At 59.2% G+C, this 13141-nt stretch carries 11 protein-coding genes; 5 read left to right on the forward strand and 6 right to left on the reverse strand.

Annotated features, from left to right (window positions below; all coding sequences use genetic code 11):
- Positions 1 to 77: 77 nt before the first annotated feature.
- The gene (locus EFB14_RS21300; protein WP_126828746.1) at positions 78 to 704 is read right to left on the reverse strand and encodes a pyridoxamine 5'-phosphate oxidase family protein; all 627 of its coding nucleotides are present in this window, start codon (positions 702 to 704) and stop codon (positions 78 to 80) included.
- Between the two features lie 98 nt (positions 705 to 802).
- Positions 803 to 1777 (reverse strand): alpha/beta fold hydrolase, encoded by a 975-nt coding sequence (locus EFB14_RS21305; protein ID WP_126828748.1) that lies wholly within the window; start codon positions 1775 to 1777, stop codon positions 803 to 805.
- 442 nt (positions 1778 to 2219) lie between these two features.
- On the opposite strand from EFB14_RS21305, the gene EFB14_RS21310 reads away from it, so the two are divergent.
- Together EFB14_RS21310 and EFB14_RS21315 are read left to right on the forward strand one after the other, a co-directional pair.
- Positions 2220 to 4127 (forward strand): PAS domain-containing sensor histidine kinase, encoded by a 1908-nt coding sequence (locus tag EFB14_RS21310; RefSeq protein WP_125844236.1) that lies wholly within the window; start codon positions 2220 to 2222, stop codon positions 4125 to 4127.
- A complete protein-coding gene (locus EFB14_RS21315) occupies positions 4117 to 4740 on the forward strand; it encodes a response regulator transcription factor (protein ID WP_126828869.1) in 624 nt (207 codons plus the stop codon). The genes EFB14_RS21310 and EFB14_RS21315 overlap by 11 nt, the downstream gene beginning before the upstream one ends.
- Positions 4741 to 4909: 169 nt before the next feature.
- Here EFB14_RS21315 and EFB14_RS21320 read toward each other — a convergent pair whose 3' ends face one another.
- Both EFB14_RS21320 and EFB14_RS21325 read right to left on the reverse strand, forming a co-directional pair.
- Positions 4910 to 5230, reverse strand: coding sequence for a DoxX family protein (locus tag EFB14_RS21320; RefSeq protein ID WP_126828750.1), 321 nt, complete (start codon positions 5228 to 5230; stop codon positions 4910 to 4912).
- A 1-nt stretch (position 5231) separates the two neighbouring features.
- Complete coding sequence (locus tag EFB14_RS21325; RefSeq protein WP_126828752.1) at positions 5232 to 5612, reverse strand: DUF4267 domain-containing protein; 381 nt, start codon at positions 5610 to 5612, stop codon at positions 5232 to 5234.
- 119 nt (positions 5613 to 5731) lie between these two features.
- On the opposite strand from EFB14_RS21325, the gene EFB14_RS21330 reads away from it, so the two are divergent.
- Complete coding sequence (locus tag EFB14_RS21330) at positions 5732 to 6343, forward strand: TetR/AcrR family transcriptional regulator (RefSeq protein WP_126828754.1); 612 nt, start codon at positions 5732 to 5734, stop codon at positions 6341 to 6343.
- 163 nt (positions 6344 to 6506) lie between these two features.
- Positions 6507 to 7424: a DUF1003 domain-containing protein gene (locus EFB14_RS21335; protein ID WP_125844244.1), complete on the forward strand. Its 918-nt coding sequence runs from the start codon at positions 6507 to 6509 to the stop codon at positions 7422 to 7424.
- A 152-nt stretch (positions 7425 to 7576) separates the two neighbouring features.
- Here the strand turns inward: EFB14_RS21335 and EFB14_RS21340 are convergent, their stop codons facing one another.
- Together EFB14_RS21340 and EFB14_RS21345 are read right to left on the reverse strand one after the other, a co-directional pair.
- On the reverse strand, positions 7577 to 8839 hold the full coding sequence (locus EFB14_RS21340; protein ID WP_126828756.1) for a DUF3422 domain-containing protein: 1263 nt from the start codon (positions 8837 to 8839) through the stop codon (positions 7577 to 7579).
- Positions 8840 to 9131: 292 nt separating this feature from the next.
- A complete protein-coding gene (locus EFB14_RS21345) occupies positions 9132 to 10418 on the reverse strand; it encodes an ABC transporter substrate-binding protein (protein ID WP_126828758.1) in 1287 nt (428 codons plus the stop codon).
- A 190-nt stretch (positions 10419 to 10608) separates the two neighbouring features.
- Here EFB14_RS21345 and EFB14_RS21350 point away from each other — a divergent pair, with 190 nt between their 5' ends.
- The gene (locus EFB14_RS21350) at positions 10609 to 13131 is read left to right on the forward strand and encodes a hypothetical protein (protein WP_126828761.1); all 2523 of its coding nucleotides are present in this window, start codon (positions 10609 to 10611) and stop codon (positions 13129 to 13131) included.
- Positions 13132 to 13141: the final 10 nt, after the last annotated feature.

Genomic DNA, 13141 nt, shown 5'->3' on the forward strand with positions numbered 1-13141 from the left:
ACAGACTTCACCCCAGCGAAGTCAGCAACGGAGGATGCAGGCTGAGGTTGCAAGCGCGGGCGGCAATGGGGGCTCCATTATGTTCCTCCCATGGCCTCGAGCCGAGTACGCAATTGTGCATTTTCCAGCTCCAATTCGGCCAAGCGTTCCCGCAACGGTGCTACCGCTTTCTCGACCTCGTGTTCGGTGTAACGCGGTGTGATATGTTGAGGGCAGTTCCAATCGAAGGCTTTCAGCCGCAGCCGGAAAATCCGTTCTGCCTTTGCTCGGTAGCCGGCGTCGAAAACAAGGTCGGTCAGTGCCGGGTCGGCATCGAGTGTCAGCTTCTCGACATGCATATATATCTTGAGGCGTGCTCGTCGCGGGTAATCCACCAGAAAGAGACAGGCCCGGTCATTTGCGGCAAAGTTTCCGGTACTGATATATTGGCGGTTGCCCCTGTAGTCGGCAAAAGCCAGCGTTTTCTTGTCGACGATTTTCAGAAAGCCCTTTGGCCCACCGCGATGCTGAACATATGGCCAGCCGGTTTCCGACACAGAGGCAATGTAGAAGCTGTCCCGTGCGGAGATGAAAGCCAGCTCGCTGTCGGTGAAGTTGTCGGATTCTCGATGGTGGTCGCCTAACCAAATCTGATCGGCACCCATTTCAGCTTGTGCAAGCCGTACATTCGGCGTGATTGCAACTTCCAAAAAATGGTACACCATGGGGATCTCCAAAATCTGGAATTTAGTAACTGCTGTTCAGCGGTGCGACCTCGGCTTGGCGGAACCTTGGTCGCACCGCCGGTGACCATGCCTGATGGTCACTTCTTTGCGACGTTGCGATCCAGGAAGTCGTTGATTAGCGGAGCAGCCACGTCCAGCTTTTCTTCGAGCAGGAAGTGACCTGAGTTCAGGATATGAATTTCGGCATCCGGAAGATCCTTGAGATAAGGATGAGCGCCGGCCTCGGGAAAGATATAATCGTTCTTGCCCCAGACGATGAGCGTGGGCGGTTTGCGTTCGCGAAAGAAACTTTGGAACGCAGGGTAAAGCGGCACGTTGGTGCGATAATCATACAGCATATCGAGCTGGATATCCTTGTTGCCCGGTCGGTCCAGAAGCGCCTGGTCGTGAACCCAGTTGTCAGGGCTGATGCGCGACACGTCTTCCATGCCATCGGTATACTGGAACTTGGTCGTTTCGAGCGTGACCAGACCGGAGAGCGCCTCACGGCTCTTCTCTGACCCATCGGACCAGTAGGTCTTGATGGGATCCCAAAATTCCTTCAGCCCTTCATCATAGGCGTTGCCATTTTGGATGATCAGCGCACTGACCCGTTCCGGATGTTTCAGCGCCACGCGGTAGCCCACCGGTGCACCATAATCCATGACGTACATCGCGTAGCTTTTGACCGCCAATTGATTCAGTAACTTGTCGACGATATCGGCGACGCCGCTAAACGTGTAGGCAAACTTGCTACGATCGGGGGATTCGCTTTGCCCGTAACCCGGATAGTCCGGCGCAATGACGTGGTATCGGTCTGCAAGAAGCGGGATCAGACTCCGGAACATGTGGGAGGATGTCGGAAAACCATGGAGTAGCAGCACGACCGGAGCGTCGACCGGACCGGCTTCCCGGTAGAAGATATCGAGGCCCTCGATCTTCGCAGTTCGGTAGTGGATGGGAACCGGAGCTTCGCGAACGTCAGTCGCGGCGTGCGCAGGAAGCGCGCTTACCATTGTTGCCGCGGTCATGCTGGCTGTCGCCAACATCAGGCACATAATCAAACTACGCATGATAGTCTCCCCATAAGTCGAGATGAAACGAAAATTGGTTTCGAGTGAGGGCTGCTTTGGGCCGTTCAGACCGAGCAAACGCCGTCGCGATAAACAACGTCACCGGAGGCTGTTGCCTCAGGTCAGGAAATGGCAGTGATGTAGAATTTCAATGCACGTTCGATGTGACGGCGAGGACGGACCTGCCGACGTCGCCATTCATCAAGGGCCTCTATGTGTAGGAGTAAGCGGGTTTCTGATCGCTCTCAATTGCGATTTAGGTCACGTGCAACTAGACGATGGCATTGCAACCATAGACCTTCGTATATCGATTCATCCTTACGCAACGCCTGGAAATCCCGTAACTATTTCCGGCGGACGATCGGCCATCCTTCTCTATTTCCTGACATTGAGTCGGAACTTCCAGGCTGCGGAACGTCTCAAACTCTGAACGGAGAGTGCGGTGGAACGAGAGCCGGAAACCGATCCCATTATTGATCTGATCCCCGCCATGGTGTGGTCCGCAACGTCGGAAGGCATGCTCGATTTTGCCAACCAGCACTTTCTCGAGTTTATCGGGGCGCCGCTTGAGGAAATCTCTGGAGTGGGATTCTATAAGCTATTTCATCCTGACGACACGTCACATCTTGCTTCGGAATGGCATGACATCATGGCCTCGAAGCATGCCAGAGAGGTCGTGGGCAGGCTGAGGCGCGCAGATGGCCAATATCGTTGGTGCACGCTTCGGCAGAAGCCGCGGCTCGATGCCGAAGGAACTGTCTTGAGATGGTATGGTGTGGTCCTCGATATCGAAGACCGCAAACAGGCCGAAAACGCTTTGAAGGAAACGAAGACTGCACTTGCGGCCAGCGAGCAGAACCTTAGCCTTATCATCAATTCGCTGCCTGTTCTCGTATGGTCAGCGCGACCGGATGGCAGCGCCGATTTTGTCAATAAAAGCTGGCTGGACTATGCAGGCCGTCCTGCTGACCAAATTCTCGACTGGGGCTTCCTGGAGCTTTATCACCCAGACGATATTGCCGGTATGGTGGACATCTGGAAGAGAGACCTTGAGCATTCCGACCACACTGTTTTGAAAGGACGCATTCGCGGAGCAGACGGTAAATACCGTTGGTTTTACTTTTCAGGGCGAAAGCTAGTCGATGCCACCGGCGTCGTTCGTTGGTTTGGTGTCAACATCGATATCGAAGACCTGCAACGTGCGGAGAATGCTCTTCGGGAAAGCGAAGCTGCGCTCAGGGAGAGTGAACACAAGCTCAGTCTTATTATCAACACGATACCCGCCATGGCTTGGTCCTGCACCTCGGATGGCCGGCTTGAATATTTTAATCGAAACTTGATCGATTATGTCGGTCTACCTTTTGAAGAGATCGTCGGTTTCGGTTTTTATCGCATGTTTCATCCTGATGATGTCGAGCCGATGCGTGTGGTCTGGGACGATATCGTAGCCTCAAAAAAAAGCCGCCCGGTAGATGCCCGTATCAGACGCGCCGATGGCGAATATCGGTGGTTTAACCTTCGACAAAGTCCCCTTCTGGATTCAGATGGAAATGTTGTGAGATGGTATGGCGTCGTCGTGGATATCGAGGATCGTAAACGGGCGGAAGAGTCCTTGCGGCAAAGCCAGAGTGACCTCGCGCATGTGACCCGGATGACGGCCACAGGTGAACTTGCCGTTTCGATTGCCCATGAAGTCAACCAGCCGCTGATGGCAATCGTCACGAATGCCGGAACATGTCTGCGCTGGTTACAGCCGGGTCACATCGATCTGGAGCGGGCGCGTCTGGCAGCCGAAAGTATCGTCAGGGACGGACACCGCGCGGGCGACATTATCGCCAGCATCCGGTCAATGGCTCAGAAGTTGCCTGCTAAAATTGAGAAAACGGACTTCAAACCCGCCGTACGTGAGGTGCTGAATCTGTTGACCGGCGAACTTCAAAGGCGCGGGATAGAGGTTGGTCTCGAAATGGCAGAACACCCTATCGAAGTTGTTGGAGATAGGACGCAACTGCAACAGGTTGTTCTCAACTTGGTCATGAACAGCGCCGAAGCGATGACAGCTTCTTCAATAGCAAAACGCATCAACATCAGATGCGCTGTGGAGGAGCAGCTTGTCCGCGTGAGTGTTTCAGACACGGGGCGTGGGGTCCCGATCGGTGAGCTGGACCGGATTTTCGAAGCATTCTACAGCACGAAGGCCGACGGTATCGGAATGGGCTTATCGATATGCCGTTCAATCGTCGAAGCGCATGGTGGTCGTATTTGGGCTTCAGTGGGGGAGAGCAGCGTCGGGGGCCTGTTTACGTTCACCTTGCCAATGGCGGAGGGCGCTGTTGTCCATGATAGATAATCGCAAGAGAGGCCGGCCGACAGTCATCATCATCGATGACGACCAAAGTGTCCGCGAAGCTCTGAGAGGATTGTTCGAATCTGTCGGACTTGTCGCTGAAACTCATGGCTCGGTGGCAGAGTTTCTTACAGCGGATGACCATGATCGTGCAGGCTGCATCGTCCTGGATATTCGCTTGCCGGGCCAGAGCGGCCTGGAGTTTCAAGAGGAGCTCGCAAAAGGCCGGCACCCAAGGTCTGTGGTGCTGATCAGCGCTCATGTCGATGTGGCGATGGCTGTCCGCGCCATGAAGGCCGGAGCTATCGATGTCCTGACCAAGCCAGTGCGGGAGCAGGACCTGCTCGAAGCAGTGAACCGCGCTTTGGCAAGTGATAGCGCTCGACGCGAAGAGGCAAACCAATCGGCTGCACTGCGCCTAAGATATTCCAAACTTACCGAGCGTGAGCGGCAGATTATGACATTGGTTGTCGCCGGGAAGCTGAACAAACAAATTGCGGCAGAGGTTCAACTCGCTGAGGCCACAGTGAAGCTTCACCGCGGTCACATGATGCGGAAAATGCACGCTTCGTCGGTTGCAGACTTGGTCAGGATTGCGGGAATTCTGGAGGGCTGAAGGCAGCTATTTGGAGGAAACGTGGCTCGATCCTTTGCAAGAGCTGAGGGTGCTACATCGGCAGATGGTGATTGAGCCTTTTGCCTGTGTGCCATAATCCCGACCTGACAACTTCGCGCTTGATCTGAACGTCTTCTACTACCGGCTCCAAAGCGGACAAGCGCCTCGCTCAAGATGAAATCGTGGCAAGAGCGATCAGGCTGACGAAGACACTCAGCGGCGGAAGGTGCTGATAGTCGCGGTGGCGCAGGACGGTGAATATCGCGGCTGCGATGACGACTGCCCCAAGCGCCAGGCCAGGAATGCGGCTGACGGGAAACGCAATCAGGGCGGCGCTCGATATTTCAAGTCCGCCCGTCAAGATACCCCACCAGCGCGGATAGCCCCACCGGGCAAAATCGCTTCGCGTGCCCGATGTGCCGATCGCATTGACGATCCCCGCGCATGACAATGCGACGCCTAAGAACCAGAGTGAAAGAATATGAGCCATCTCAGTGCGCAGCTGCGATCATGGGAATGGCAGCCAGGACCATGATCGCGGCCGTGAGGCCATGAACGCCGAAGGCGCTCCTGGTGGAGCCTTTCGCCGCGAGAATGACCAGCATGTCGCCGATAGGGATCATTGCCTCGACCAGCAGGACGATGCCGATTTCGCGTTGGGCACTCCACAGCATGAATGCTAGCACGAGCAATCCCGCCACGATGTCGCGAATGCCCTTGAGGCGAAGCCACCAGGGGATAGCAGGGTCATTTCCAGGAAGCGGCAGGCCAAAACTGCGCACCATGGTCGTCGGGGTCGCGACATAGCCGGTGCCGATCGCGATAATTGCGAGGGCCACAAGCAGGCCGATCCCATTCAGAAGCCAATCCATCACGCCATCCTTCTAGCGGTTTGAAATAATCTAGCAGCGCTAGATATAGGCTAGCGTTGCTAGATATTCAAGCCGTGATATGATCCTGATGTCAGCGGGGCAGGGCATGGAGGTTGGGAATGGGTATCGCAGAGCGAAAAAGCCGTGAACGTGCCGATCGCGAAGATCGTATAGTCGCGGCAGCCCGTGCAATTGCGGAGAGCGAGGGATGGGATGCCGTCACGATCCGCCGTCTGGCCAAGGAGATCGAGTACAGCCAGCCGGTCCTTTATTCACATTTCGAAAACAGGGACGCCATCGTAGCAGCAGTCGCAGTCGAGGGCTTCGAGGAGCTCACGGCCGTTCTTCGGGCGGCGGTGGACGGGGCGAACAGCCGACGAGATGCCCTCAGGGATGTCGCCATGGCCTATATTGCCTTCGCGCATAGCCGCCCGTCGCTCTACGAGGCCATGTTTATCCTCCCGACCCAATTGCGGTTCGCGGAGGCTGACACGAAAGCGGAACTTCGGGCCGGTTTTGAGGTGCTGGCAACAGCGGTATCTCCGTTCTGCGCCGATGCGGAGATCGTGACCGAGACCTTCTGGGCAGCCCTTCACGGACTTGCCGAGCTAGAACGGTCGGGCCGCGTTCGGCCCGGCATGCGTGACGAACGCATTGCGCTCGTCGTCCGAGCGATCGTGGATGCAGGAGGCAACCCGCCCGGGCCCGGCTCGCATCGCCCCGCCGAATGACCTTCTTGTGCCGTGGGACCGCAGGTTGGCCGCACGCGCAGAGCGGCTGCGCGACACACTATCGCACCTGCATCAGGCCCTTAGAATTACGGCAGGATTGACGTCACAATCCTGTTGGAATTGATGTCTAGACGGGCGAAAAATCGGCAGCGAGGATCAGCAGATGGCAGAAGGGAAACCCCTGGATTTAACAGGAGAAATCGTTGACTTCGATGCCGGGCACGGGGAGGCCGCCACCGTCGAGATGGACGACTATTCCAAGAGCCTGGCTCAGGCCAAGGCAAAGTCGGTCAAGCTGGTGGACGCGATCACTGGCGCGGCACTGAAGAAGAAGGACGCCTTCCATTTTGACGATTTGCGCCCCTCGCTTGCGGATTTCGTGCGGCAGAAACACCCCGGCATCCGCTCGGACGACTATATCAGTCGTAAATTGGTCGATGATTATCGCGGCCAATACATCGCCGAATTGCTGCGCGACGAACGCGGTGAACTCTCGAACCTCGAGGACGAAGTCGTCGAGAGCCTGAAGACCCACGACACGCTCGCCGAAAACATCGAAGAGGATTACGAGGAACGCCGTTCGCTCGGCGATCGTGTCGCCGATGTCGTCGCGACCTTCGGCGGAAGCTGGACCTTCATCATCTCCTTCTGCTTCTTCCTCGCCGTCTGGATGGGGATCAACCTGCTGCTGGGCGAGAAGGCTGCCTTCGACGTCTATCCCTTCATCCTGCTGAACCTTATCCTTTCGACCATTGCCGCCCTGCAGGCGCCGATCATCATGATGAGCCAGCGCCGCCAGGAAGCAAAGGATCGGTTGCGGGCGCTCAACGACTATAAGGTCAATCTCAAGGCCGAGCTGGAAATCCGCCACCTGCATGAAAAGGTCGATCACCTGCTGAACCGGCAGTGGGAACGGCTGACCGAGATCCAGCAGATCCAGATCGAAATGATGCTGGAACAGGCCAAGGCCGCCAATCGAGCGCTGAAGTTGAGCAAGGCGCAAAAATCCAAGACCAACGCGCTCAAGAGCCTCTTCAGCACCAAGCCCACGGCGGAGGAGACCGACGAAAAGGGGGAATAGCCGGTCCAGCCGGTTCGGTGATCACCATGAATTGAGGCCGAGATCGCGCTTGCCGTCCATGACGCGCACGGGGTTCGGCCCGGCCTTGTTCCAGGTCTCGCAGATTTCCTTTCCGGCGAAAGGGAATTTTCGCTTCACCACGCCTCGCAGCGTCAGTGGCTTCCGGATACCGGGCTGTGCGGTGCGCTGGCAATGCTTCTGCGGACATGTCGAACGGCGGTCCAAACGGCAAAGAGCACGAGCGGGATGGCTGCGAGCACGGCGAGTTTGGCCATATGCGGATCGACGCCCAGTTCGGAAATGCTTTCGAGGCAGATCTTGGCGAGGCCGACGGTGTAATAGGTGATGGCGATGACGGAAAAGCCTTCGACCGCCTGCTGGATATGCACCTGGATGCGCGCCCGCTCCTCCATCGAGGTCAGCAGCGAGGCGTTCTGATCCTCGAGCTGAACCTGCACGGTGGTTCTCAGGAGGTCGCCGGCGAGGCTGACCCGTTCGGCGAGTTCATCGAGACGGCGTTCGGCGGCGCGCACCGAGCGTACGGCCGGCTGGAACCGCCGGTCGATGAAGGTGCCGATCCGCTGGCGCTGCTCGGCGCGTTCCTCGCGCAGCTCCGACAGCCGGCTGGCGACGATCTCGGCATAGGCCTTCGTCGCCCCGAAACGATGGCGGGCAAGGGCGGAGAAGTTGAGGACGTCGGAGGAAAGCCTGGTCACTTCGGAAAGCAGCGCCTTATCGACTTTGACGGCGCTCTGCATGTGCGCGATCAGGAGATCGAGGCGCCGGTCGAAGGCCGAGAGCTGCGAGAGCGTCTCGCGCGCCATCGGCATGGCGAGCAGAGACATCATCCTGTACGTCTCGATCTCCAGGAAACGCCGGACCATGCGGCCGGTGCGATAGGCGTTGAGGTTGCGGTTGAAGAACAGGAATTCGACGAAACCGCTGTCGCTCAGGCGGAAGTTCGAATGCACTTCGGCATCGCCGCCGCCGACCTTGGAGGCGACATAATCGAGCTTGGGCTTCTCGAGCGCCTGCCCGTCCTTTTCGTCGCGCACCAGCACCCGGACGGCGGCGATCACCTTTCCGTCGATCCTGTCGCAGCAGGCCTGAAAGGCCTCGGGCGGATGGCTGCCGGGGGCTGAGACTGCCGGTGTGACGAAGGTGAGGGTGAGGAACTCGGTATGCGCCTCCCACTTCAGCCGGCCATCGCCGAAGCGGCCGATGCCGTGATTGCCCTCGGTGGTGGTGGAGACATCCTCCAGTCCCGGCAGGAACTGCGGCATTGCAGGAGGGGCGTTGTCACCGACGATTGCGACATGCCAGACATCGGTGTCGCCATCGAAATAAAGCGACGGCCGCGCGTGCAGCTCGTTGTGAAGTTCCCTTCGCAGCGGATGCTCGGAGCCCATCGGCATGGAAATGCACCTCTGTACGGTAGACGGTCGCTGGACGTGGCCGGGCCTGCCGGCATTTGAACTGATCACGACGCCTATAGCCTCTCCCGCGGCGCGTGTCACGACGACTTCTCCGCCAGAGCGTAAGACCGCCTGAATATACTTGATCGGGCAGTAATTCCGGCAACATTGCTCGACCGTTCAGAGGGAGCGCCAGGCAGTTAGGCTTTCGAGCGGCGCATGCGTGTACAAAAAAACGATCAGCCACGGCCCGTTGCGAGGTCGTGGCTGATGCAGCGCGCAATCTGTGGGGTTATTTGTTGGCGGTGAGCGCCACGTTGATCTTGTCGACGTCTGCGCTCATCGCCTTGAAGGTGTCTTCGAGGGAGAGCTCGCCGACGATCAGCTGGCTCATGCGCTGGACGATCAGCTGATACATGGCCCCAGATCCCTTGAGGCGTTCAAGGTCGCGGGCGGCCTGCGGCGCGCTGTCGCGGGCTGCGAGGAAGACGGCCATGGCGTCCTTGGCGTTCTTGCTGGTCAGCTTGTACTGCGGATCCTTGATGTTGGCGCCGGTCAGGATCACGTAGTTTTCGGCGATCTCACGCTGGACCTTTTCAGAGCCGAGGAACTCGATGAACGAGGCGACGGCCTGCGGATACTTGGTGCGCTTGAAACCGACGATCGCCGTGCCGCCCGGCATCGCGTAGCAGCCGGCATCGCCGCAAGGCGCGCTGATTGCCGTCCAGTCGAAGCTGTCGCCGATCTTCTGCTGGAACGGATTGACCATCCAGTTGCCGGCGATATAGGTCACGACATTGCCGTTGACGAACTCGTCACCCATGTTCTTGTACTGGGTTCCGCCGGCAGCGCCCCACATTTCCTTGGGGAAAGAGCCGTCCTTTGTCCAGTTGTAGAGATCGGTGATGTAGCGCTTGGCGGCATCGTCGGGGAACTGGAACTTGCCGTCCTTGACGTAGTTGGAACCGTAGGAGAAGGCAGCACCCGAGAAGCGGTGGCCCGAACGGTCCATCGTGAAGGGGATCTGGGCGCCCGTCGCCTTGGCGACGCGGGCGGAAGCTTCGACGATCTCCTTCAGCGTGGCGGTCGGCTTCGGGAGCGGTTCCTTGGCCTGTTCGAAGAGCGTCTTGTTGACGAACGGCAGGTTGAAGGTCTGCGAGGCGACATAGCCGTTGATCGAATTCGGATCGTTGACGCCGGGGAAGCGAAGCGTGTTCAGGCTGTCGCCGTGCAGCTTGGCGAAACCGTCCGGATCCTTCATCAGCGGGCGCATGTCGAGGTAATAGGGCGCCAGCTGCCAGTCGGTGATCTTGGCGATGTCGGGGCCTTCGCCGATGGCGAGCTGCACCGGCAGCTGCTTGGCGACGGCATCATAGCCCGACGAGACGAAATTCACCTTGATGTCGGGATGCGCCGTCTCGAATTCCTTGCTCAGCGCTTCCATCCGTTCGACGTAAGCCTGGTCGTCGTCGGTGAAGAGAAAGGTGATCGTCTGGGTTTCCGCCATGGCCACGCTGGACCATGCGAAAGAAACGGTGGCCAGCGCCAGTGCGAGAGCCCCTGAGAAATAGGTTTTCATTTTCATCCTCCCATGAAAACATTTTCATCAATCGCGGCCTCAGCCATCGATAAACGAATTTCATATACTTGACATTCCTGCCGTCAAGCTATTTTCTACGGCAATCGCGATGTTTTTGAGCAATTTTCAAAGCGACGCAGTGAAATAAAGTAATGAAAATATTTTCATATGATTGCGGAGGAGGCGATCTGTGCAGACGGAAAGCGTCAAGCAGCCGGACGACATGGCGCCAGCCTATGGCGTCGCCAAGGGTCAGACGATAACGGCATGGGCCGTGTCCGGTCTCATCGCCAATTATTTTCCCGGCGTGCCGGCCCCGGCCGAAGATCGCGTGAACTATCGCTTCATCAATGGTTTCGTCGATGTCGGCGACCTGCCCTGCCGCAAGGCCTTCTGGTCGACCATGGTTGGGCGGCCGCTTCTGCCCGACACATCCTGGCCGACAGAAAGCCTCTATCTTCCCGGCTCGAACCGCCGCGTCGAATTCACCAGCTTCTGGCATGTGCCGACGCATGTCAGGAAATGGCTGAAGGGCACGTTCAGGACCGAGGCCCCACGCACGCTCGATCTCGCGCTCAAGACCTGCGGCGGGGTTCGCATATGGGTCAACGGGCAGGAAGCGGTGTGCTTCGAGCCGTTTAGGCGTAACGTCGAGAGCGCAACCCGAATACGCCTGGCGCTCGAAGCCGGGGACAACGAGATTCTCGTCCACACCGAAGACCTTGCCGAGCGCGACACGACCTGGTTCTTCGAACTCGAAATGCTGGACGAGGAGCCGCTTTCGGTGCTGCTGCCGGTATCGCTCGACCAGGACGAGGTCCGTGAACTGGAGGCCCTGTCGCGCGGCGTGCGGCCAGCGCGCGATGTCTTCGTCAATCAGCCGCTGGAGATCATTTTCGACACGGCGCCCGCGCGCGACCTGCCAGTGGAACTCAAGGTCGTCGGCCATGGTCACGAGCGGCCCATCCTCGCCCATGCGAAACTGACCCTGCGCGCCCATCAGGACCGCCTGACCGTCGATGACGTCTGCGGCATTGCCGACGGTTATCACGGTATCCACATGACGATCGGTTCCGGCCCCGGTTCGGTCACGCGCGTCATTGACGCGGCCTTCATGAGCAGCGTTTCTCCATTGCCGGCCGAGGCGTCGCTTGCCGCCCGCAAGCGGCAGGCGCTGGAATACAGCGCCCGCTTCGGCGCCAACCGCGCCGGGCGCCTCATCGCGATGATGGAAACCGACTATAGCGACCGGGAAAGTTTCGACCGCATCGTCGATGCGACGCTCGCCTCCATCGACGCGCGGGAAGATTGCTCTGACTTCATCATGGTGCCGCTCCTGTGGCTGCTCGGCGCCTATGGCGACCGGATGCCCGAGGCCACGGTCGATCGCATCCGCCGTTCCGTTCTCTCCTACCGCTACTGGGTCGACGAGCCGGGTAACGACGCGATGTGGTTCTGGAGCGAGAACCACGTGCTCTGCTTCCATACGAGCCAGCTTCTGGCCGGGCTTCTCCTGCCCGACGAGGTCTTTTCAGCCTCCGGCAGGACGGGACGGCAGCAGGCCGAACTCGCCGTCGAGCGTCTCGGGCGCTGGTTCGACAGCGTCGAAGCCCATGGCCTGGCGGAGTGGAACTCGGCCGCCTATTACCCGATCGATTTCATCGGCCTCTTGGCGCTGGAGCGCTGGGCAGAGAGCGGGATCGCCGATCGGGCGCGCGGCCAGATCGATCTCATCTTCCGCATGATCGCCCTTCACACGCTCGCCGGCGTACCGGCGGGATCGCAGGGGCGCGCTTACGACAAGGAGCTGCGCGCCGGCCCGCTGACCGAGCTGGCGCCCTTCGCCCAGGTCGCCTTCGGAACCGGCTTCCTCAACAACGGCGTGGCGGCTTTGACCATGTTCTGCGCCGGCGGTTACGAGCCGCCCGCCGATCTCGCCGGGCTTGCAGCACTTCCGCGAGGACGAAACGTCGAGGCGCGCTACCGCCAGGGGCTCGAGAGCGGAAAGCTCGTGCTGTTCAAGAACGAGGCAGCCCAGCTTTCGACGGTCGTCGATCACAAGACCGGCCAGAAGGGACACCAGCAGCATGTCCTCGATGTCAGGCTGGCCGGCCACCCGATGGCGAGGCTCTGGGTCAACCATCCCGGTGAAGACGATCCCTGGGGCAATCAAAGACCGTCCTATTGGGCCGGCAACGGCATTCTGCCGCGCGTCGCCCAGCTTCGCGACGTCGCTCTCTTGATCGAAGATACGGGTGATGCGCGGCATGCGTGGACGCACGCCTATGTCGGCCGCGACGGCCTCGACGATCTCATCATTGAAGACAAGTGGCTGATTGCGCGATCGGGCAGGGGATTTTCGGCCCTTTGGGCGTCGAACGGGCTGGAGCTGATCACCGACGGCCCGACCGCTGGGCGCGAGGCACGCTCCTACGGGGCGCTCTGCGGCTGGGCTGCAATCATCGGCTGCGGCAATAGCGACGCCTTCAAGGCCTTCATCGAACGCCTGTGCCAGACGGCGGTTTTCTTCGATCCCGCGCTTCGGCGTCTCTCCCTGACACCGCCGGGGGGCCCGGCGATCTCTCTCTCCTATGCCGACGGTCTTTCGATCGGCGGCACGGCCCGGCCGTTCACGCACGATCAGCCGCATCCGATCCTCACCCACGACAGTGCGGCATCCGGCGCCGGCACTGACGGGCCTTTCTACTCCTGAACATAGGTCT

It is taken from the genome of Rhizobium fabae (genome assembly GCF_003985135.1).
In the GTDB taxonomy this organism is placed as follows: Bacteria; Pseudomonadota; Alphaproteobacteria; order Rhizobiales; family Rhizobiaceae; genus Rhizobium; species Rhizobium pisi.